Source organism: Shewanella sp. SP1S2-4, assembly GCF_031932075.1.
Taxonomy (GTDB): Bacteria; Pseudomonadota; Gammaproteobacteria; order Enterobacterales; family Shewanellaceae; genus Shewanella; species Shewanella baltica.
This window is the reverse complement of sequence record NZ_JAUOET010000019.1, coordinates 23963-46011: the sequence shown is the minus strand read 5'-3', so window position 1 is coordinate 46011 and position 22049 is coordinate 23963. Positions and strand designations below refer to the sequence as shown.

General features: G+C 46.1%; 22 protein-coding genes. 7 read left to right on the top strand and 15 right to left on the bottom strand.

The window, feature by feature from the left end; all coding sequences use genetic code 11:
• Positions 1 to 336: 336 nt before the first annotated feature.
• The 4 genes from Q4Q52_RS16000 to Q4Q52_RS15985 all read left to right on the top strand — a co-directional run bounded on the left by Q4Q52_RS16000 (position 337) and on the right by Q4Q52_RS15985 (position 4749).
• Positions 337 to 1059 (top strand): fumarate reductase cytochrome b subunit, encoded by a 723-nt coding sequence (locus Q4Q52_RS16000; RefSeq protein ID WP_220591303.1) that lies wholly within the window; start codon positions 337 to 339, stop codon positions 1057 to 1059.
• Between the two features lie 172 nt (positions 1060 to 1231).
• The gene (locus tag Q4Q52_RS15995; RefSeq protein ID WP_311906480.1) at positions 1232 to 1903 is read left to right on the top strand and encodes a fumarate reductase cytochrome b subunit; all 672 of its coding nucleotides are present in this window, start codon (positions 1232 to 1234) and stop codon (positions 1901 to 1903) included.
• Positions 1904 to 2011: 108 nt separating this feature from the next.
• On the top strand, positions 2012 to 4018 hold the full coding sequence (locus Q4Q52_RS15990; protein WP_311991077.1) for a fumarate reductase flavoprotein subunit: 2007 nt from the start codon (positions 2012 to 2014) through the stop codon (positions 4016 to 4018).
• Positions 4018 to 4749, top strand: a complete 732-nt coding sequence (locus Q4Q52_RS15985) for a fumarate reductase iron-sulfur subunit (RefSeq protein ID WP_311991076.1) — start codon at positions 4018 to 4020, stop codon at positions 4747 to 4749. The genes Q4Q52_RS15990 and Q4Q52_RS15985 overlap by 1 nt, the downstream gene beginning before the upstream one ends.
• Before the next feature lie 48 nt (positions 4750 to 4797).
• Here Q4Q52_RS15985 and Q4Q52_RS15980 read toward each other — a convergent pair whose 3' ends face one another.
• Positions 4798 to 5082 carry a putative quinol monooxygenase gene (locus Q4Q52_RS15980; protein ID WP_006084381.1) on the bottom strand — a complete coding sequence of 95 codons (285 nt, stop codon included), beginning with the start codon at positions 5080 to 5082 and terminating at the stop codon, positions 4798 to 4800.
• Positions 5079 to 6101, bottom strand: coding sequence for a zinc-binding alcohol dehydrogenase family protein (locus Q4Q52_RS15975; protein ID WP_311991075.1), 1023 nt, complete (start codon positions 6099 to 6101; stop codon positions 5079 to 5081). Before Q4Q52_RS15975 ends, Q4Q52_RS15980 begins: the two co-directional genes overlap by 4 nt.
• A gap of 134 nt (positions 6102 to 6235) precedes the next feature.
• Between Q4Q52_RS15975 and Q4Q52_RS15970 the strand changes: the two genes are divergently transcribed.
• A complete protein-coding gene (locus tag Q4Q52_RS15970; protein WP_311991074.1) occupies positions 6236 to 7162 on the top strand; it encodes a LysR family transcriptional regulator in 927 nt (308 codons plus the stop codon).
• Between the two features lie 54 nt (positions 7163 to 7216).
• On the opposite strand, the gene rho is transcribed toward Q4Q52_RS15970, so the two are convergent.
• Together rho and trxA are read right to left on the bottom strand one after the other, a co-directional pair.
• Positions 7217 to 8482 (bottom strand): transcription termination factor Rho, encoded by a 1266-nt coding sequence (gene rho / locus Q4Q52_RS15965; protein ID WP_006083361.1) that lies wholly within the window; start codon positions 8480 to 8482, stop codon positions 7217 to 7219.
• 209 nt (positions 8483 to 8691) lie between these two features.
• The gene (gene trxA / locus Q4Q52_RS15960; RefSeq protein ID WP_006083360.1) at positions 8692 to 9018 is read right to left on the bottom strand and encodes a thioredoxin TrxA; all 327 of its coding nucleotides are present in this window, start codon (positions 9016 to 9018) and stop codon (positions 8692 to 8694) included.
• Between the two features lie 152 nt (positions 9019 to 9170).
• On the opposite strand from trxA, the gene rhlB reads away from it, so the two are divergent.
• Positions 9171 to 10487: an ATP-dependent RNA helicase RhlB gene (gene rhlB, locus Q4Q52_RS15955; RefSeq protein WP_006084377.1), complete on the top strand. Its 1317-nt coding sequence runs from the start codon at positions 9171 to 9173 to the stop codon at positions 10485 to 10487.
• Positions 10488 to 11414 (top strand): exopolyphosphatase, encoded by a 927-nt coding sequence (locus tag Q4Q52_RS15950; protein WP_311991073.1) that lies wholly within the window; start codon positions 10488 to 10490, stop codon positions 11412 to 11414.
• 39 nt (positions 11415 to 11453) lie between these two features.
• On the opposite strand, the gene Q4Q52_RS15945 is transcribed toward Q4Q52_RS15950, so the two are convergent.
• The 11 genes from Q4Q52_RS15945 to nadC form a co-directional block, all read right to left on the bottom strand.
• A protein-coding gene (locus tag Q4Q52_RS15945) for an IS3-like element ISShes2 family transposase (RefSeq protein WP_311991072.1) occupies positions 11454 to 12682 on the bottom strand; the annotation gives its coding sequence in 2 pieces (ribosomal slippage) (positions 11454 to 12331 and positions 12331 to 12682; 1230 coding nt in all).
• Between the two features lie 98 nt (positions 12683 to 12780).
• A complete protein-coding gene (locus Q4Q52_RS15940; protein ID WP_006084374.1) occupies positions 12781 to 13317 on the bottom strand; it encodes a thioredoxin family protein in 537 nt (178 codons plus the stop codon).
• 230 nt (positions 13318 to 13547) lie between these two features.
• Positions 13548 to 13940: an 8-oxo-dGTP diphosphatase MutT gene (gene mutT / locus Q4Q52_RS15935; RefSeq protein ID WP_311991071.1), complete on the bottom strand. Its 393-nt coding sequence runs from the start codon at positions 13938 to 13940 to the stop codon at positions 13548 to 13550.
• A gap of 76 nt (positions 13941 to 14016) precedes the next feature.
• Positions 14017 to 14226 (bottom strand): DNA gyrase inhibitor YacG, encoded by a 210-nt coding sequence (yacG, locus tag Q4Q52_RS15930; RefSeq protein WP_006083355.1) that lies wholly within the window; start codon positions 14224 to 14226, stop codon positions 14017 to 14019.
• Positions 14227 to 14299: 73 nt separating this feature from the next.
• Positions 14300 to 15034, bottom strand: a complete 735-nt coding sequence (gene zapD, locus Q4Q52_RS15925; protein ID WP_012090388.1) for a cell division protein ZapD — start codon at positions 15032 to 15034, stop codon at positions 14300 to 14302.
• Positions 15027 to 15644, bottom strand: a complete 618-nt coding sequence (gene coaE / locus Q4Q52_RS15920) for a dephospho-CoA kinase (protein ID WP_311991070.1) — start codon at positions 15642 to 15644, stop codon at positions 15027 to 15029. The genes zapD and coaE overlap by 8 nt, the downstream gene beginning before the upstream one ends.
• A 39-nt stretch (positions 15645 to 15683) precedes the next feature.
• A complete protein-coding gene (locus tag Q4Q52_RS15915) occupies positions 15684 to 16610 on the bottom strand; it encodes an A24 family peptidase (protein WP_311991069.1) in 927 nt (308 codons plus the stop codon).
• A gap of 41 nt (positions 16611 to 16651) precedes the next feature.
• Positions 16652 to 17923, bottom strand: a complete 1272-nt coding sequence (locus Q4Q52_RS15910) for a type II secretion system F family protein (protein WP_311991068.1) — start codon at positions 17921 to 17923, stop codon at positions 16652 to 16654.
• A gap of 133 nt (positions 17924 to 18056) precedes the next feature.
• On the bottom strand, positions 18057 to 19769 hold the full coding sequence (gene pilB, locus Q4Q52_RS15905; RefSeq protein ID WP_311991067.1) for a type IV-A pilus assembly ATPase PilB: 1713 nt from the start codon (positions 19767 to 19769) through the stop codon (positions 18057 to 18059).
• A gap of 228 nt (positions 19770 to 19997) precedes the next feature.
• Positions 19998 to 20345, bottom strand: a complete 348-nt coding sequence (locus tag Q4Q52_RS15900) for a prepilin-type N-terminal cleavage/methylation domain-containing protein (RefSeq protein WP_311991066.1) — start codon at positions 20343 to 20345, stop codon at positions 19998 to 20000.
• A gap of 678 nt (positions 20346 to 21023) precedes the next feature.
• Positions 21024 to 21905: a carboxylating nicotinate-nucleotide diphosphorylase gene (nadC, locus tag Q4Q52_RS15895; RefSeq protein ID WP_311991065.1), complete on the bottom strand. Its 882-nt coding sequence runs from the start codon at positions 21903 to 21905 to the stop codon at positions 21024 to 21026.
• Positions 21906 to 22049: the final 144 nt, after the last annotated feature.

Genomic DNA, 22049 nt, shown 5'->3' with positions numbered 1-22049 from the left:
GCGCTATTGTAAACCATGGCTTAAGGTTCTGCGACTGACTATCGCGGTGTAGCGTTTTTGTCTGCGTAGACAAAGTGTTAGCGAACACGCATCGATTGGTGCTGGAAAGCGAATTGTCAGTTTTAATTTTTTGTATAACACCATGAAATATATTGGTTAATTGGTTTTACCTTTGTTTGGTTTGGTGCGTTTTTTGTGATCTTGTTCTAAGAGTTGCACTCAATCAGGTGAGTTGGCTCACGCTTTAAATCTGTGATGCTGAAGCCGGATCTGCGTTACTGCTATGGTGTAGTTTGCCAAGAGGTGCCAACGACAAACGACATAGGTGAATCCAAGATGACAAGCATAACTCGAGTTCACAATAGGGTGAGTACATCGCAAGGTCATCCTTGGTCAGCAAAGGCTGACAGGCTACAGAGCGCGACAGGGATTATGCTCGGCGGCTTTTTATTGCTGCATATGCATTTTGAGTCGAGCATTTTGCTGGGTAAAGAGGCTTTTTACCATGTAGTGCAGTTGCTTGAAGGTGGCATGTTCAGCAGCACAGGACATGGTTTCCCTATAGTTACTAAAGTGTTTTCGGTGTTTATGTTATTGGTGGTGATAGTGCATGCGGCGGTGGCACTGCGGCGTTTTCCTGCGCAGCTCGGGCAATGGCGCGCCCTGCGCTTGCACATGGGTAGCATCAACCACAAGGATACCCATGCGTGGTTTTGGCAACTGATCACCGGCTTTATCTTATTTTTCCTCGTCCCAGTTCATCTCTTCACTATGATTTTGAATCCTGAAATTGGCCCGCATTTATCGGCTGAGCGGGTGTATCACGATAATGCTTGGTTGCTGTATGTGCTGTTGCTGCCTGCTGTGGTTGTGCACGCCATGATTGGCCTGTATCGCGTCGCGGTAAAGTGGGGCATAACCACCAAACGCTCAGGCCTGCGAAAATTCGCCAAGGTGCTGATTATTTACTTGCTATGCCTTGGTACTGCGAGCCTAGTTTCATATCTATTTATCGGCAGTGAGCTGGGTATTCCTGTGCAGCCCTTTGTGCCTGAGTAGGCTTTGAGCTGGCAGCAGGATTTTGTTTCACTGCTATTATTTAAGCATTAGGTTAATTATTCAGCACTCAATTGATCTGGCTCACGTTTTCATGTGGATATGTGAGCGATATTAATTTGCAGTAAGACTTAATGAGATTGGCTCGATACGGTCAACGGCGTGAGGCGAGAGGATGGCGATCAAACTAACTATTAAAAAATGGAGTGCTTGGCTGGATTTAAGTCAGAGCTTGTCTGGCGTCATCCTCGCGGTTTTTCTGTGGACCCACTTAGTCTTAGTCTCATCGATTTTACTGGGTAGCGATGCTATGAATTGGGTAGCGCGCACTATGGAGCTGAGTTTTCTTTCCGACGATGGCCACGGTTATCCCTGGGTGGTGACGGGTATTGCAATGGGCATCGCGGCTCTTGCGTTAGTGCATGTATTAGTTGCGCTGCAAAAGTTACCCATGAGTTTGCGCCAGCAAAGGGCATTGCAGCAGCAAATGCAAGTGATCAACCACAGTGATACGCGTCTATGGCGTTGGCAAGCTATTACCGGTGTGGTGATTTTACTGCTGTTGCCAGTACATCTGTGGCTTATTGGCTCGGCTCCCGAAACCATTGGCCCCCAAGGGAGCGCCGACCGTATTTGGAACCAAGGTGTGTGGATGGTTTACCTGCCTTTGCTACTTACTGTGGAGTTACATGCAGCAATTGGTATTTACCGTGTGGCTTTGAAATGGGGCGCGGCGCGGGATCTCAATAGCCGCAGTCGATTACGTAAGATCAAAACCATAGTGAGCGTGCTATTTATCACAGTAGGCATAGCTTCACTGCTGGCATTTTTACCCCATGCGAGTTAATTCCGCCGGCAATTAATGAATAAGTAAATCAATGAATAAGCTAATCGTGAATAGAATGTCGAACACCGCAAACTACATAAGAATAAATGACCCGATTAAGGAGCAGGCGTGAAACTGATTTATACCGATTCATTGGTGGTAGGTGCCGGACTTGCTGGCTTAAGGGTCGCCATCGCGTCCAAAGAACGTGGACTCGATACCTTAGTTCTGTCACTCATTCCTGCGAAACGCTCCCACTCAGCTGCCGCCCAAGGCGGTATGCAGGCGAGCTTAGGCAATGCCGTAAAAGGCATGGGCGATGATGAAGACGTGCATTTTCAAGATACGGTAAAAGGTTCCGATTGGGGCTGCGATCAAGATGTGGCGCGGATGTTTGCTCACTGTGCACCTAAGGCGGTGCGTGAATTGGCGACGTGGGGCGTGCCTTGGTCGAGGGTGAGTGCTGGCCCAAGAGATGTGATCGTTAACGCGCAAAAAGTGACCTTGCATGAGGCGCAGGAAGCCCATGGACTAATTAACGCCCGTGACTTTGGCGGCACAAAAAAATGGCGCACTTGCTACACGGCCGATGGTACGGGTCACTCGCTGTTGTATGCCATGGATAATAAAGCAATTTCTATGGATATTCCCGTCCATGAACGTATCGAAGCGTTGGCACTTATTCACGATGGTAAGCGCTGCCATGGGGTAATCGCTCGCTGTTTGATTACGGGTGAACTCAGGGCTTATGTGGCTAAGTCCACCACCATCGCCACTGGCGGATATGGCCGAATTTATGAAGTGTCGACCAATGCAATTATCTGCGAAGGTGTTGGCCAAGCGCTCGCGCTAGAAACCGGCGTTGCCACCCTTGGCAATATGGAAGCGGTGCAATTCCATCCCACCGCTATCGTGCCCGTGGGCATTTTAACTACAGAAGGTTGCCGTGGTGATGGCGGCTTATTGCGCGATAAAGACGGTTACCGTTTTATGCCAGACTATGAGCCCGATAAAAAAGAGTTGGCATCGCGGGATGTGGTATCGCGCCGCATGACAGAACATATACGTAAAGGTAAGGGGGTCGATAGCCCCTATGGGCCGCATTTGTGGCTGGATATTACCCTTCTAGGTCGCAAGCACATCGAAACTAACCTTAGGGAAGTGCAGGAAATTTGTGAGAATTTCCTCGGTATCGATCCCGCTAAGGATTGGATCCCAGTACGGCCAACGCAGCATTATTCCATGGGCGGCATTCGAACCAATGCCACGGGTGAAAGTCCGCAGCTTAAAGGCTTGTTCAGCGTCGGCGAAGCGGCGTGTTGGGACATGCATGGCTTTAACCGTTTAGGCGGTAACTCGTTGGCTGAAACCGTGGTTGGCGGCATGATTATCGGTAAATATGTCGCCGATTTTTGTGAGAACAATAGCCTAGAGATAGACACTCAGCTTGCTGAACGCTTTATGCAGCAGGTGCAGAGTGAGATTGATCTGCTGATCGAAGGTGATGGTCACGAGAGTGCCTTTGCCCTCAAACGCGAGATGCAGCGCATCATGATGGATTATGTGGGGATTTTCCGTAATGGCCCTGAGCTTGATAAAGCCGTCGCTGAACTTAAAGTGCTGCTCGAACGTTCGCGTAAACTTGGGCTTAAGTGTAAGAAACGTCACTCCAATCCTGAGCTGGTCGAAGCCCTGCGGGTCAAGCGTATGCTCAAAGTAGCGCTGACTGTGGCCTGCGGCGCAGCGGCACGAACAGAGAGCCGTGGTGCCCATGCTCGAGAAGATTATCCACAGCGCAATGATCGCGACTGGCTAAATCGTACCTTAGCCAGTTGGCCCGATCCAGAGGCGCTCGAACCTGTGCTTAATTACGAAGCGCTCGATGTGATGAAGATGGAACTTCCGCCGGGTTATCGTGGTTATGGCATTAACAACGCCATAGTGCATCCCGATACCGAAAAACGTGAGCAACAGATTGCCGAGATTTTAGCTGAGTTAGGTGATGATGCAGACCGTTATCAACGCCAGCGGGCGCTTATGCCCTTTGAATTACCCGAGAGCTTACAACCTAATAATGAACGTTTGAGTGATACCTTAAAAAGCCCGTCAGCCAATGCGTTAGGAGAAAAATCATAATGAGCCAAGGTCGAACGCTCACCTTTAATATCTTTCGTTATGATCCGCAGGAGCCAAACGATAAGCCCAAAATGGTGCGTTATCAGCTCACTGAAACGCCGGGTATGACGGTCTTTATCGCCCTCAATAAACTCAGGGAAGAACAAGATACCTCGATGCAGTTCGACTTTGTTTGTCGTGCGGGCATTTGTGGCAGTTGCGCTATGGTGATTAACGGTTTCCCGACGTTAGCGTGTCGTACCTTAACCGCCAAATATTCTAAGGGCGAAATTACTCTAATGCCGCTGCCAGGCTTTGAGTTGATTGGTGATCTCTCGGTTAACACTGGTAAGTTTATGCGGGAATTGGCCGAGCGCTTAAAGCTGTGGTTACACCCTAAGACCAATGATATCAGCGTACATCGCCTCGAAGATCCAATGGACCCAGACGAAGCTGCGCGCCTGTATGAGCTAGAGCGCTGCGTTGAATGCGGCGTGTGTGTTTCAGCTTGTGCGACCAAACAAATGCGTGAAACCTTTGTCGGCGCCGTAGGTATGATGAAAATTGCCCGTTTCGAGATGGATAGCCGTGATGCGCGCAGTGCCGAGGATTTTTACCATGTGATTGGTAATCAGGATGGGGTGTTTGGTTGTATGACTTTACTCGGCTGCCAAGACAACTGTCCTAAGGATTTGCCACACATGCAGCAAATCGCCTATTTACGCCGCAAGATGGCCATGACTTTGATTTAATTCATTATGAAAAATGAAAGCGCCAACTCGTTTGGCGCTTTTTATTGATTAACAGGCGTAGCTTTTATGGATGTCAGCTCGACTGATTAAGTCTGCCGTTTGGGCGACAAATGCTTGGAAATGCGCACTCGCCATATGTTCATCCAATGCCGCTTGGGATTGCCAAATTTCGTACATCCAAAAGATATTTTCATCATCCAATGAGTGATGCAGTTTGTATTCGATGCAGCCAGCCTCGGTATGCGTGTCTGTCACGAGTTGCTTGAGTATCTTAAATAGCGCGTCGCTTTGGCCTTGATTCGCTATGATTTGGGCAAATACTGTTATTTTCATTGGTTAAAACCTTCCAAAACAATTTTACCTATGGCTTTGCCTGACTCAATCTGAGTGTGGGCCTTGATTAAGTTCTGCGCATTAATTGTGCCGTAGTGCTCGCCGAACGTACTCTGTAACTCGCCTGTATCGATAAGTGTGCTTAAGCGATTGAGCAAGTGATGCTGGGCTACCATATCTTCGGTTTGATACAGGCTGCGCGTAAACATCAGCTCCCAATGCAATGACAGGCTCTTACGCTTGAGTTTCATCACATCTAATGGTCTCTTAGGATCATCGATTAACGCCAGTTTCCCTTGTGGCTTAAGCACTTGTACGATCTCATCGAAGTGTTGGTCGGTTTGGGTCAAGCTAATCACATGGGTCACATCAGTAATGCCAATATTGGCAAGTTCGCCCGAGAGCGATTTAGTGTGGTCTATGACCGCATCGGCGCCGAGTTTTTGCACCCAAGCGGCAGATTCAGGCCGAGAAGCAGTACCAATCACCTCTGCCCCTGTGAGTTTTACCGCCAGTTGAGTGATGATAGAGCCCACACCACCGGCCGCGCCGATAATTAAAATGCGGGCGTCAGTTGCCGAACCATCTAGGGGTAGACCTAGGCGGTCGAATAGAATCTCCCATGCTGTAATTCCGGTTAAGGGTAATGCCGCCGCTTGGGCATAGGTTAAACTCTTAGGTTTATGGCCGACAATTCGCTCATCAACCAATTGGTATTCGGCATAACTGCCGCTTCGGCTAATATCGCCCGCGTACCACACTTCATCACCGACCTTGAAAAGGCTGACGTTTTCGCCAACTGCTTTGACGACACCGACCGCATCCCAGCCGATGATCTTATATTCGCCCGCTGGTGCCGAGCTGGATGCGCGGATTTTAGTGTCGACCGGATTGACGGAAATGGCTTTAACTTCCACCAAGAGGTCAAACCCTGTCGCCGTCGGTTCGGCTAACGTGATGTCTTCTAATGCATTGGGTGCTGTGATTGCACCTGCAGTTTGGTAACCAATGGCTTTCATCTTTATTCCCCTGAGTGTACTGGTTGGAGTCGATCTGTTTGAGTGTACTTGTATCTTGTGGCCATTGTGTGGAATATTAGCTAAGAGATAAACAGGGTAAAGTTTGTAATTTTTTCAAAGGATTTTTGATAATCATGTTGATTAATGATTTAGCTTTGTTTGTGCGGGTCGCCGATTGTGGCAATATTTCTGCCGCTGCTGCCGAGATGGATATCTCCGCCGCTTCTGCCAGCGCAGCAATAAAACGGCTTGAAAAACAACTTGATACTAGTTTATTTATCCGCACGACCCGCAGCTTACGTTTGACTGTACAAGGTGAGCGTTATCTTATTCATTGTCGACGAGCCTTGAGCGATTTAGCGCTCGGCGAGCAGGCCATCGCCAGTGATAAAGGTAAGATATCCGGCACCTTGAGTCTGTCTGTGTCTTCGGATTTTGGCCGTAATCTGTTTGTGCCTTGGCTCGATGAGTTCTTGCTCGATTTCCCTCAACTGCAAGTGCGTTTGCACCTTGGCGACAACATCAGCAGTTTTTACCACGATAAAATTGATGTCGCAGTGCGTTACGGCAAACCGCAGGACTCAAACCAAGTGGCATTTCCGCTCTGCAGTGTTGATCGTGTTCTGTGCGCCTCGCCAGAATATCTGGCCGAGTTTGGTGTACCTGATTCACTAGAACAATTAGTTGAGCATAATTGCTTGTTTTATAAGTTAGATGAGCGAACGCACGATCAATGGCAATTTAGGCGCGACGGCCAAGAATTCAAAGTGCGTGTCACGGGCAATCGTAGTGCTAACGATGCCGAGATTGCCCGCCGTTGGGCTGTGGCAGGTAAAGGATTGGTATTTAAGTCGAGTCTAGATCTGGCCAATGACTTAATCTCAGGGCGATTAGTGCGTTTGTTGCCTGAGTATCAAGGGGAGCCAGTCGATTTGTACTTAGAGTGCCCAGGACGCGAGCATGTGACGCCTGTTGTCTTGTTGCTGCGGGAAATGCTGCGGCAGCGCACACAGGCTTTGAGTAAAAGCTTGGGTCAAATACTGGCAGTAAAAAAATCTTAGGATTTAAGAAACAAAAAAGCCGCATGATGCGGCTTTTTTAGCGACTCGCTGAGATTAAGACTTAGCGCGTTTCATGGCGGTAAAGAATTCTTCGTTAGTCTTGGTCATAGCCAATTTGTCGATTAAGAATTCCATTGCGCTGACTTCATCCATAGGATTTAAAATCTTACGCAGGATCCACATTTTTTGCAGTTCTTCTTGAGTCGTGAGTTTTTCTTCACGACGCGTACCACTACGGTTGAAATCAATGGCTGGGAACACACGCTTTTCTGCCGCTTTACGTGACAGATGCAGCTCTTGGTTACCTGTACCTTTAAATTCTTCGTAGATCACTTCGTCCATCTTAGAACCGGTATCAACCAAAGCAGTGGCGATAATGGTCAAGCTGCCGCCGTGTTCGATGTTACGTGCCGCACCGAAGAAGCGTTTTGGACGGTGCAGGGCGTTCGCATCCACACCACCGGTTAACACTTTGCCCGATGACGGGATAACAGTGTTATAGGCACGGGCTAGACGAGTAATAGAGTCGAGTAGGATAACTACGTCTTTTTTGTGCTCAACCAAGCGTTTTGCTTTTTCAATCACCATTTCGGCAACTTGAACGTGACGGCTGGCTGGCTCATCGAAGGTTGATGCAATTACTTCACCTTTAACGAGGCGTTGCATCTCGGTTACTTCTTCTGGACGTTCGTCGATCAACAATACCATCAACACCACTTCTGGGTTGTTGTAGCTGATACTCTGAGCAATACCTTGAAGTAATAGCGTTTTACCGGCTTTTGGTGGTGCAACGATCAAACCACGTTGACCTTTACCAATCGGTGAGCATAAATCCAGAATACGTGCGGTAATATCTTCAGTTGAGCCGTTGCCGCGCTCCATACGCATACGTTCTTCTGCGTGGAGTGGGGTTAAGTTTTCAAAGAGGATTTTATTACGGGAGTTTTCAGGTTTATCGAAGTTAACTTCGTTGACTTTCAATAGGGCAAAATAACGCTCGCCTTCTTTCGGTGGGCGAATTTTACCAAAAATGGTATCACCCGTTCGCATGTTAAAGCGGCGAATTTGGCTTGGTGAGACATAGATGTCATCTGGACCAGCTAAATAAGAACCGTCTGAGCTGCGTAAGAAGCCGAAACCGTCTTGGAGTATTTCTAATACCCCACCACCGAAAATGTCTTCTCCACTTTTTGCGTGGGCTTTAAGGATTGAGAAAATAATGTCCTGCTTGCGAGCGCGGGCCATATTTTCGAGCTTCATATTTTCAGCTAGCGAGACTAGGTCAGAAATCGGCGTGTCTTTTAATTCAGTTAAGTTCATTTTGGGGGTCTTGTGTTACGCGACAAAGCTTACCGCGATCAATCAGTAAGGATGTAATTCAGGATAGTGATTGACGAGCGAGAAGAGGTTATTAGAAAGAATCTGGTTATTAAAGTAGCACTAACAAAGCGGGGCGTCCAGAAATTTAGGGAAATTCCGGCACAATTAATTTATAGCTTGTGCCGGAGGTCACTCATTACCACATCAAATTAGATTTGCGCGTCGATAAACTCTTTTAATTGCGTTTTTGATAGTGCGCCAACTTTAGTTGCGGCTAATTCGCCGTTCTTGAATAACAGTAAAGTTGGGATGCCACGAACGCCATATTTCGCTGGAGAAACATTGTTTTGGTCAACGTTTAATTTAGCGATAGTCACGCGGCCTGCATATTCTTCAGACACATCGTCTAAAATTGGAGCGATCATTTTACAAGGACCACACCACTCGGCCCAGAAGTCTACCAATACTGGCAAATCAGACTTTAATACGTCGTTTTCGAAGCTGTCGTCACTCAGGTATATAATTTTATCGCTCATGATGTTCTCCAGTTTGGGTGCCATTGCTGGTTTGTTAATGGCTTACCATGTATATTGGGGCTGAAAAATAGCTTTTCAAGTTACCTTTTTACAATGTGGCTATTTCAAACGATCGAGTATCTTATTGCAACCTCAACAGGTAAGCTTGCGCTATGAGCGAAACACATCTATCTACCCAAAGGTTTGCCGACCTACCTCTACATCCTGAGGTTAAACAGGCCCTTGCCGAGAATGGCTTCGAATTTTGTACGCCGATCCAGGCGTTATCACTGCCTGTATTACTTCAATCAAAAGATATCGCTGGTCAAGCACAAACGGGCACTGGCAAGACAATGGCCTTTTTGGTCGCCACTTTTAATCACTTATTATCGACTCCCGTACCTGAAGGTCGACTGATTAATCAGCCCCGCGCCATCATTATGGCTCCGACTCGCGAACTGGCGATTCAGATTGCTAAAGATGCGATTTTACTCGCTAAACACACTCACTTAAAGGTGGGTATTGTTTATGGCGGCGAAAGTTACGATGTACAGCGTAAAGTATTAGATCAAGGTGTTGATATCTTGATTGGTACTACGGGTCGAATTATCGACTACGTTCGCCAAGGCATTATCGGTCTGAATTCGATTCAGGCTGTAGTATTAGATGAAGCCGATCGTATGTTCGATCTAGGTTTTATCAAAGATATCCGCTTCTTGTTTAGACGTATGCCTGAGGCAAATCAACGTCTTAATATGCTATTTTCGGCAACCTTGTCGATGAAAGTGCAAGAGCTGGCTTACGATCATATGAACGAGCCAGTTAAAGTCGAAATCGCCCCTGAAGAAAAAACCTCCAAAAACATCAAAGAAGAAATCTTCTATCCTTCGCAAGAAGAGAAGATGCGTTTGCTGTTGACCTTGATTGAAGAAGATTGGCCAGAAAAAGCCATCGTTTTCTCTAACACTAAGCACAGCTGTGAAACGCTTTGGTCTTGGCTTGAAGGGGATGGACATCGCGTAGGTTTGTTAACGGGTGATGTGCCACAGAAAAAACGTATTCGTATCCTTGAGCAGTTTACCAGTGGCCAATTAGATATATTGGTTGCTACCGATGTCGCGGCTCGCGGTTTACATATTTCTGACGTTTCACACGTGTATAACTATGATTTACCTGATGATTGTGAAGACTATGTGCACCGAATCGGTCGTACGGGTCGTGCGGGTAATAAGGGCATGTCGATAAGCTTTGCCTGTGAAGAGTACGCGTTAAACTTGCCAGCAATCGAAAGCTATATTAATCATTCGATTCCAGTGAGTAATTACGACAGTGAAGCTTTATTGGCCGATATTCCTACGCCAGCGAAGATCCACCGTAAACACCCGAGCGGCACTCGAAACCTGCGTGATCGTTCTGGGGCAAGTCGTCCTGGTGCGCAACGCAGCGGTGCTCGCCCTCCTCGTCATGATAGGACACGTAGACATTCGTAAATGCCAACACCCGCTTATGCCGCTATAACATTAGGCTCAAACAGTTTTAATATGCTGATCGCCAAAACGCGTGGTGGTCAGCCGCATATTATTGCGAAATATAAACGTAAGGTGAGGCTTGCCGAAGGCATAGGCGACGATGGCAACTTAAGCCATGACGTGATGCAGCGCGGCCTCGACTGTTTGAGTATGTTTGCCCAAATGTTGATGCAACATAAGATTGAAGCACATCATGTGGCTGTGATTGCTACCGCAACCCTTCGCAGCATCAGCAATGCCGATGAGTTTAATCGGCGTGCATTGCCACTCCTTGGTCATCCAATTGAAATCATCTCAGGCATGCGTGAAGCTGAGCTTATCTATCAAGGCATGGTGGCGACCACTTGTGGTCAAGGCCGGCGCTTAGTTATTGATATCGGTGGGGCGAGTACAGAGTTTATCATTGGCGATGGGCATCAAGTGCTGTTCAAAACCAGTTTGCCCTTTGGTAGCGTGACTTATAATCGCCAATTTTTCAGCAGTTTGCCGCTGCAGCAGTTAGATTTCGATGATGCTAAGCAGCAAGTGCTAACCGCATTAGCTGAGCATAGACAAACGCTACGCGATCTAGGCTGGCATTGTGTTGTTGGCGCATCTGGCGCTGTGCAATCTGTGGTTGAAGTCCTGCTACACCGTGGCTTATCTGAGACAATAACGCTCGATGTGCTCACTCAGTTGAAGGCTGAAATTCTCGCCCAAGAAGACATTAGCTTAACGGGGATTGCTGGGCTTTGTAGCGAGCGGGCGCCGACTTTTGCAGCGGGTGTCGCTATTTTATTGGCTTTGTTTGAGTTGCTGGGAATAGAGCATTTAGCCTTATCTGGTGGCGCATTACGTGAAGGTGTTTTAGTGATGCTCGCGCAGCGAATTATTGACGAAGCGAGCTAAGCTTTCTCTGTGTCCCGTCCTAAGATAGGTTGACAGTGTTTAGGCCAGCTCCAGTAGCTGGCCTTTTCTATTGTGCACCTGATTAGGGGTTGCCATATTCAAACTCAGATGCGGTCTCATTTCGTTGTATATCGCTATCGATTCTCTAACAAGTATCTTCAGCTCCGCAAATGTCCTACATCGGTGCAGTAAAAACTCCTGCTTCAGTATGCCATTCACTCTTTCTGCTAATGCATTTTGGTAGCAATCATAACCATCCGTCATTGACGGCTGGATTTGGCTCGCCTGAAGCGCATTCTGATAAACGGCTGAGCAGTATTGTAAGCCTCTGTCTGAGTGATGCACTGCGTTGCCGATATAGCGTTTATCTTTTATGGCCATTTTTAACGCTTTCACCACACTCTCGGCTTTCATGTCTTTACTCACGTGATGACCGACTATCTTACGAGAACTGGCATCGGTGACCAGTGACAGGTAGTGCACTCCTTGGTCTGACTCAAGATAGGTGATATCGCTGACCAGTACATGCCCTGCATCATGTAGCCCTTCCTCTTTCAGCAGATTAGGATGCTTCTTCATCCAGTGTTTGCTGAACGTGGTTTTTGTGTAGCTTTTCTTCGGTTTAACCAGTAAACCTTCACTTCTCAAATAGGTAAATAACCCATCTCGCCCGAGTTTAATATCGTGCTCAACCAGCTTGGATTTTATCAACGTGTAGAGCTTACGGGCCCCTAACCTTGGCATATATTTACGCCAGTACTGGACCCAGTCTTTGATGACCGATAGCTCAGCTCTACGACTTTCCATTCGAGCAACTGCCTGATAAATACCTTGCCTCGACATACCCGCAGCACGACATGCGGCTGCGAGGTTTATTTCTCCGTTGCCTTTTGCTTGCCAGACGTACCGGATAAGTACTTTTTTCTGAGGCCAGCTCCATATTCCTTGTCCATGATATCAACCATGCCATTGAGGATTTTGTTACGCAGTTTCTCTTCTGCTAACTCACGTTCAAGGCGCTTGATCGTTTCGGTAGGGGTTTCTTTTGACTTAGGCATAAGGGGATGCTGAAAAGGTTTCGACCAATCGAGTCTACCATGTTTTCTAAGCCAAACGAGTACAGTTGAACGGCCTTGAATACCAAAATGGGCTTGGGCTTGTTTGTACGTCATTTCGCCTTTTTCAACACGCTCTACAACGCCTAATTTAAAGGCTAAGGTGTAATCTCGTTGTGTGCGCTTACGGCTTGAGTTAATTGATGTTGTCATAAAGAAGTCCTCTTTATGTCAACGTATTTCAGGACGGGACACTGAATGGATAAAAACCAAAGGCCGCTATGCGGCCTTTATTGTTTGTACTGCGTCGCTTATTTCAATAAATCGGCGAGATCTTTTTCTAAGGAAACGGTTGGGCGCTCTACGATACGGCCAACTTCTTTACCTTGCTGCAGCACAATAAAGGTTGGAATACGGGTAAAGTCGTATTTGGCCGCTAAGCCTTCGGGATCTTTCTTCGTCCGGTCGACACCAATATAGGTCACTTTGATATTGGGATTGGCGACTTCTTCCATGATACGGATAAAGCGCGGTGTTTCACGGTGACAATCTGGACACCAAGTACCAATGATCACAATAATTTCAGTTGGTTCGGTGACGCTTTTAAGCGGAGTGATTGCCGCAGTGTCGACCTGGTAGCTTTTATACCCTTCGGCAAACTCATTGAGATCTGTGACTAAATGTTGTGCTTCGACTATTCCAGTTAAAATCACTTCTTGTTTCTCCTCGCTGCAGGTCGCAATTAAGCCCTGTTGTTGTTCTTCAAATCCACAGCCACCATTGGCTAGTACCTGACAACTAAAAAATAAGGCAGTAGTGGCTAGGAATGCCTTAACGTTATTGTGCATGATGCGCCCTTAAAATCGAAGAGAAAGAATGAAGCTTGATTCAAACATTATTCTCGATGCGATTAAAGCGGATCATTGATTTGCTGCAAGCTAGATCACGCATTGCTTATGTCTATAAGCTTAACGATCACAGGATTGCATGGTTTGCGGAGTTAAGGCATTGAAAAAGTTCATCCCCGAATTGCGATTCGGGGATAGAGCGCATTGAAATAATGAGGTAAATGGCTCGATTACTGAGCGAGAATTTTTTCTAAAATAGGCTTGTTAGCCTCGGGGAAGTCATAATTAATTAAATCGGCTTTAGTGACCCAATCGATAAGCTGACCTTCGAGGCCTTGGGCAGTGCCGTTAAACTCAGTGACCGAATGGATATCGAGTAGCACTTGTTTATCGGGATAATCGAAACTCAGCGCCATAAATGGCTGACTATCGGTGACATCGAGTGCAACTTCCTCTTTGAGTTCACGGATCAGTGCTTGAGTGACCGTTTCGCCCGCCTCAACTTTGCCGCCAGGAAATTCCCATTTCCCACCTTGATGTAAATGGTCTGGGCGTTTTGCTAATAGAATTTCACCGGCCGAGTTAGTAATAATGCCTACGGCAACATGGATGCGTTTAGTCATAATATTTATCTATTGAGTAGAGAGTTGGGCAAATTAATCGCTGTGATGGCGTAAGCTGAGCAGCTAGCGCTTCGCATTATTCTTTAAAAAAGTCGCCTTCATCGAGATCGAATTCATCAAATGCTTCGGGATCAAATTCGGCCTTCACAGGGATGACATGCTTTTCTGACGCCCAATCGCCGAGGTCGATGAGCTTACAGCGCTCGCTGCAAAAAGGTTTAAATGCAGATTGTGGCACCCACTCGACAGGGGCTTTGCAGATAGGGCAGTTAACGGTCAATGGCATAATTGTTCTCTTGGTTAACGGCGATACAGCGGCCGCCAATACTAATGTCTTTCAGGCCATTAGTGTAAAGACTTCATGCACAGGTAGCCAGTAAGAAATCAATCGAACGGTCGGAGTGGCGTTGTTGTTCAAACTGCACAAAATGGATTGCAAAACGGTTTTTATGGCCGCTAATCGTAGGATAACAACCGTGGGAGGCATCGACTTTGACTCGCACCAAAGCAAGTGCTTGAGCGCTGTCACCCTGATAAAAACCAGCATGGGCAACGGCATTGTCGTAATGGGCTGTACTGCGGGTGAGTTGGAGTAATAGTGTGATGGGGGTGAGCAAAGGTTCGAAGTGTGCTATCCAAGAGCGGTAGTCTTGTTGTTTTTCTTCCCAAGGTTTAGCTAGCCAATAATGCAGTTGCGGCAGATCGAAGTTACAGCAGGCGCCCGGCATGCCAAAGCGTTGTCGTAGCGCAGAAATAAATCTGTCTTGTTTTAGTTGGCTGCCGAAGCGTTCTGGCTTTTGCAACGGTTCGCGGGCTTGGGTGAGGGCATTGATATAAAGGTCGATTTGCTGGTGGTCGACGTGATCTAATTCTTGCCATTTGCTCAGTTGCAGCAAGTGCCGCTCAATATCTTTTAATACTTCATTACGATAATCACAGCGTTCGGACAATTCACAGAGGGAAAACAGCGGATAAAAACATCTATGTTGGTGGTCATGATTTAGATTACTTTGCAGCTGTTTATCGAGGTATTCGAGCCGCAAGTAGCTGCGAATTTTCTCGTTTAAGGGCTGTTCGTAAACTAATTCAGTCATGGGCGTTATCAGTACCAGAAAGTTGTAAATATCGCTGGTGCAATGCTAGCACCTCTTGTTTTAAGGTTGATATCTCTCCTTGATTATCAATAATGTCGTCGGCTCTAGCGAGTTTTTCGCTGCGACTACATTGGCTACTAATGATGTTATTAACTTGAGATGCATCAACATTGTCACGTTTTACGGTGCGATTTATTTGCAACTCAGGTGAAATATCCACCACTAAAGTCCGATTGACTAACCTATCTAACCCGTTCTCAAATAGCAAGGGCACGACCATAATTACATAGGCAGAGGTCGCTTTTTCTACCTGCGCGAGCATTTCTTGGCGGATCATAGGGTGTAATAGTTGGTTTAGCCATTCGCGCTCTTCAGGATGGCTAAATATCCGTTGCCGCAACTTGGCGCGATCGAGTTCACCCTCTGGTGTTAATATCTCAATGCCAAAATGAGTGACGATCGCTTCCAGTCCAGTTGAACCTGGAGCGACGACCTCGCGGGCAACGATATCTGCGTCGACTAAGCTAATCCCTTCTGCAGCGAATAAATTGGCAACAGTCGTTTTACCGCTGCCGATGCCTCCTGTAAGGCCAACAACAAACTTTGACATAAGATACTCCGGATCGCTTTCTGCTTAGTTTGCATGCTCTTACAGTGTCGATAGGTACCAATCGACAATCTGTTGCCCAAATAGCAAGGCTATCCAGCCAGCTGCGGCAATATAGGGGCCAAATGGGATTGGATTCCCTTGTTTCAGGCGTTTACTAACAATCATAGTGATGCCAACGACTGCGCCAACGAGGGACGAAAGTAAAATCACCAGCGGCAGCATTTGCCAGCCAAGCCAAGCACCGAACACGGCGAGTAATTTAAAGTCGCCATAGCCCATGCCTTCCTTGCCGGTGAGGATTTTAAACAACCAGAAAATGGACCATAGACTCAAATAGCCTGCAGCCGCGCCGATAATCGCATCGGTTGGGCTCGCAAAGGTATGATTTAGGTTGATTATCAAGCCTAGCCAAAGTAACGGTAACGTCATTTGGTCGGGGAGCAACATCTCATCAAGATCGATACCTGTCAGGGCGACAAGCACAAAGGTGAGTATACTCGCAAAAACAAACTGCCAGCTTGGACCAAAATGCCAAGCTAAAGTCGCGATAAGTAGCCCTGTGATGAATTCAATAATAGGGTAGCGGGCAGAAATAGGGGCGTGACAGGCGGCGCATTTACCTTTGAGCATTAACCAGCCTAATAGGGGTAAATTATGCCAAGGCTTGATCGACGTTTTACATTTAGGGCAGGCTGAGCCCGGCACAACAAGATTATACTTTTCAGGGAAGGCATCTATAGGTTTATTGAGTTGGTCTATACCGATTTTTTTGACTATGTCTTCATGGTATTCCTGTAAATACAGATTACATTCTTGCTGCCACTCCCGTTTCATCATCACAGGAAATCTGTGGATCACCACGTTTAAAAAACTACCAATGGTAGCGGCAAAAATAAAGCTTAATGCAATAAACAGCCAAGGATTCTGATCTAGAGACTGGCCCAAAAGCGATATGAATTCTGACATTTAATGTTCTTATATCTAGGTGTAAATATGAGGTGTGATAACTAGCCGCCAACAATATTACCCATTTGGAAAATAGGTAGATACATAGCAACGATTAACCCGCCGACGACAGTACCGATTACCACCATCATAATCGGTTCTATCAGGCTTGATAAGCCATCAACCGCATCATCTACTTGCATTTCGTAAATGGTTGAGACTTTATTGAGCATGTTATCCAGTGAGCCGGATTCTTCGCCTATCATCACCATTTGCACTAACATGTCGGGGAAAAGTCCTGTGGTCTGCATCGCCACATTCATCTGCATCCCCGCCATGACTTCTTGACGAATTTTTAAAATAGCTTTGCGGTATACCGCATTACCCGATGCGCCTGCGGCGGATTCTAGACCATCAATTAACGGCACGCCCGCAGCGAAAGTTGTTGCTAAAGTCCGGGCGAATCGAGCCATGGCTCCTTTGTGTAAAATCGGCCCAATGGCTGGGATTTTAAGTACAGCTTCATCGACTCTATCACGTAAAATTTGGGAGTTTCTGTGGGCTCGAACGAACAAAAATACTCCGCCTACAATGGCAGCTAAAAAGATATACCAAGAGGATTGTAACCCGCGGGAAATGTGAAGCACTAATTGGGTAAAGGCGGGCAGTTCAGCACCAAAGCCTTTAAATATATCTTCGAATTGAGGGACGACAAAGAGTAATAATAAGGTTGTTACTAATATCGCGACGATGACAACAGCGGCTGGATAGAACATGGCCTTCTTAATTTTAGACTTCAAGGCTTCCGTTTTTTCTCTGTAGGTAGCAACGCGATCAAAAACCAAATCTAGTGAACCTGAATGTTCACCTGCTGCAACTAGGTCAACATATAGCTCATCGAAGTAGCGTCTATGGGGGCGCATTGCATCGGATAAGGGGATACCCGATTGAATTTCGCTGAGAATATTTGCAAGTAATTCACGCATCTTAGCTTTTTCGTGACCGCGGCCGAGTAGTTCAATTGTGGTGACTAAAGGTACGCCCGCCGCTAGCATAGTCGCGATTTGGCGAGTCATCATAGCAATATCCATAGGGGTAATTTTCGGATCACCTAACTTAAATAGCGGAGAAGATTGCTTACGAACGCTCTTTGGATTCACTCCTTGGGATTTTAATTGACTACGAATTTCGGCGGCAGTTGCGCCTCTTAGCTCTCCCGCAGTCTTCTTGCCGTCGCGATTTAGGCCTTTCCATTCAAAGGTATAGATTTTTGGTTGGCTCTTTTGCTCGTTTTTCTTGCCGCGAGACTTTCTTACTGTCGTTGCCGTAGCCATAAATTATTCCTGTAAAATAATCCGCTTTTCAATAGCTAATTAGTAGAAAGCTGCATCTGCTAAATTATGCGAGCTTTAAAATTGAAGTTTGCACCGCTCTATATTTTTTAAGTTTAGATGAGAAATGCTAGATTTAGCCAAAACTGGTGACGCGATTGACTTCTGCAATGCTAGTGACGCCATGCATCACTTTCAATAACCCTGATTGCCGTAGATCTCGCATTCCTTGGGCTTTAGCTTGGGAGGCAATTTGCAAAGAATTACCGCCCTCCATGATAGTACGGGCTATTTCATCGGACATTTTCATGACTTCATAAATACCGACTCGGCCTTTGTAGCCCGCAGAGCAGTGCTCGCAGCCAACGGGTTTAAAGGTGGTAAAGCCTTGAGTAATTTGTGCTTGGGCAAAGCCTAAACGCAATAATTCATGCTCGGGGATCACTTCCGCTTGTTTACATTCGGGGCATAGACGACGCGCTAAGCGCTGGGCAATAATCAGGTTCACTGAGCTGGCTATGTTATAGCCAGGTACACCCATGTTGATTAAACGGGTTAAGGTTTCGGCAGCCGAGTTTGTGTGCAAGGTCGATAAGACTAAGTGACCCGTTTGCGCCGCTTTAATGGCAATTTCGGCGGTTTCCAGATCGCGGATTTCTCCTACCATCACCACATCGGGGTCTTGGCGTAGAAATGAACGTAAAGCGGATGCGAAGGTTAACCCTGCCTTTAAATTAATGTGAACTTGGTTCACGCCTTCAAGGTTAATCTCAACCGGATCTTCTGCGGTAGAAATATTACGCTCTTCGGTATTGAGAATATTTAACCCTGTATAGAGGGAAACTGTTTTACCTGAACCCGTTGGCCCCGTCACTAGAATCATCCCTTGGGGTTTTGCTAGCATCTCAAGGTAGAGCTTTTCTTGGTCTGGCTCGTAGCCGAGTTTTTCAATGCCTAATTGTGCGGAGGATGAGTCCAAAATCCGCATTACAATTTTTTCCCCCCACAGTGTCGGTAGGGTACTTACCCGAAAGTCGATGGACTTAGTACGGGAAAGCTTCATCTTAATTCGACCATCCTGAGGTACCCGCCGTTCGGCTATATCGAGTTTCGACATTACCTTTAGACGCGCCGATAAACGACCTGCGAGGCTAATAGGTGGCTCAGAGACTTCGTGGAGAATACCATCTATACGGAAACGAATACGGTAGCGTTTCTCATAGGGTTCAAAGTGTAAATCCGATGCACCCTTGCGGATGGCATCGGTTAAAATTTTATTGATATAAATAACGATGGGTGCATCGTCGCTACTCTCGCCAGTAGGCTCTTCATTACGTCTGTCGGTGTCGGTAATCTCTATCGCAGCCAGCGCTGCTTCATCCATGCCGCCTAAATCGAGACCGCTGATATCTTCTTCGAGGATTTTCTCCAGCGCTTTTGCAAGCTTATCTTCCTCTACTAGAATCGCTTCGGCATGCAGGCCTGCACTAAATTGGAAATCTTCGAGGGCGGCAATATTGGTTGGGTCGGATGTGCCTATATAGAGGCGATTCCCCCGTTTAAATAGCGGTAAGCAGCGGTGCTTCTCAATCAGCTTTTTATTCAGAAATTCTTCAGGAATGGAAGCAATATCAAATTCATTAAGATCGAGTAGTGGGGTGCCGTATTCTTCGTAGCACAATTCGGCAATTGCGCGAGCAGACACCAGCTTACTTTGAACTAACGTACTAACAAGGGCATGTTTATTTTGCCGAGATTTAGTGATGGCATTTGCCATTTGCTCTTCATTTAGCAGACCTTTACGGATAAATAGGGTCGATAAACCTAGATGTAGGCCTGTGGATGGCATTTGAACATTCCTTAGTCGAGCTCAATGTAGTACCTAATTACCCTAGAAGCTAAAAATGACAATATAATAAACTTGATTTAACGATAAATATAAATTTTCTTGTGTTCTATCGTTGGTTTTACGGTATGAAGTTTAATTTTTTGTAAGAAATTTTTAGTATTTTAAATTTATTCTTAGGCTGAATCAAAAGAGCCAATATTTTCTGGCTCTTTGTGTATGTATTAATTGTTATTTACAAGCTGCAGTTGCGGCAGTACAAACAATTTTTGTTGGTACAGAATCTCTAGCCGTATAATCTGTAGTGCCAGCAGTCGCACCCGCTGCAGAACTTGCACATGCTGAGGCGGTATAAGTTGGTGCAGTTAAGCCCCCAATTGTAGCTGCAGCTAATGCTTTTTCAAATGCAGAAGCTTCAGCCAAACATGAGTTAACTTTTCCTTTGTCAACATATTCTTTATATGCTGGTAATGCGATCGCGGCCAAAATACCGATAATGGCAACTACGATCATTAGTTCGATCAGAGTAAAACCCTGAGCTTTTTTATTTAATGCTTTGTTTAAATTCATGGCCTTCATTTTTCTCTCCAGCTAACTATTTAGTGACTTACTGTGGTTGAATAGAGTGTTTAACCTAAACGCTGTTTTACCCTATAAATTGTTTTATCTCATCAAACTTTATTACTCATTTATGTCAATAAAATCATTTATATGATCTATGTAACATTAACAGTACACCGATGATCTTGAATGACCCATGTGTAATGACTCATGCTGATTTATTCAAAGCCACTTACTGAGTGAATGTCTGTTTGAATAAATCCTTTCGGTAACCGCACCTTAGGCTAATGTCCCTCAAAATGTGCTCCTGAAACGCAAATTAGAGTATTTTGACAGGCATTCCAGTGCTGACCTTAGGTGAGGTTGACCAAACGGCCATCTCGCCTTTGTAAAAGTTAGTACAAAGTTGCATAAAATGAAACAACTTTTACTCATAAAGTACTAATAAAATGATTCATTTGTCTAAGAAATAGAAGATTAAACACATTGTGTTATAACAAAATTTTGACAATGTCAGTTTGGTTGACTGGTATTCGCGTTAGAGTCAAGGTGATGGCGGATTTTCGACTGGTTATTAAAGTCGTTTAGCCATTGCTGATATTCGTATCACAAGGGCAAAACGCTTTGCTTTTGGAGTTTGGTACATGCAAAGCGTTTTGTGATGTAACAAATGTTACGGTTTACTTTAAGTCGGTTTTAAGCTTTCAATCTAAGCGACAAGTCTAGGGCGCGAACATGCTTAGTGAGAGCACCAACTGAGATATAGTCGACACCGGTTTTAGCAAATTCGGCTAAAGTGTCTAAGGTGACATTGCCGGAGACTTCAAGCTTAGCGCCGGCGCCTTTCGCTTTATATTGATTGTTCATTTCAACCGCTTCGACCATCATAGTGATATCGAAGTTATCTAACATGATGATATCTGTGCCAGAGTCGAGTGCTAAGGCGAGTTCTTCGAGTGATTCCACTTCGACTTCAACGGGCTTGTTTGGGTACAAGCTGCGGGCGGTATCTACGGCTTGGCGAATACCGCCACAGGCCATAATGTGGTTTTCTTTAATCAAAAATGCATCATATAAGCCAATGCGGTGGTTTTTGCCGCCGCCGCAGGTGACGGCATATTTCTGGGCAGTGCGCAGACCTGGAATGGTTTTGCGAGTATCTAATAGGCGAGTGTGCGTGCCCACTAGTTTATCGACATAATGCTTAGTTAAGGTCGCAACGCCAGACAGGGTTTGGATGAAATTCATTGCTGTGCGTTCGCCAGTGAGAATAGCGCGCGCTGGCCCTGAGAGTTCACACAGTAACTGGTTGGGTAATACCAAATCGCCATCATCCACATGCCAATGCAGTGCGACTTCCCCACCGAGTTGATTAAAAACCTGCTCTGCCCATGCTTTTCCACAAAAAACGCCTTCTTCACGGGTAATAAGGGTGGCTTCAGCGTACTTATCAGCAGGGATCAACATTGCTGTGATATCACCATAAGCAATAGCCTTGGTTTGATCGTTGATTTCGGTGCCACCTAAGTCTTCACTTAGGGCGGATTTTACTGACTGGCGAATATCGTTTTCTAACATGAGCGGGGTCCTTGCATTCTTTAATTACTGACGACCTACTTGCATCTTAGGTTAAGATTACCACGGCCTTAGGTCTCACGGAACAACGTGGAGGAATGTGCGGCAGGACTTAGCCTCTGGCTTACTTAAGTTGGGAGTGAATGG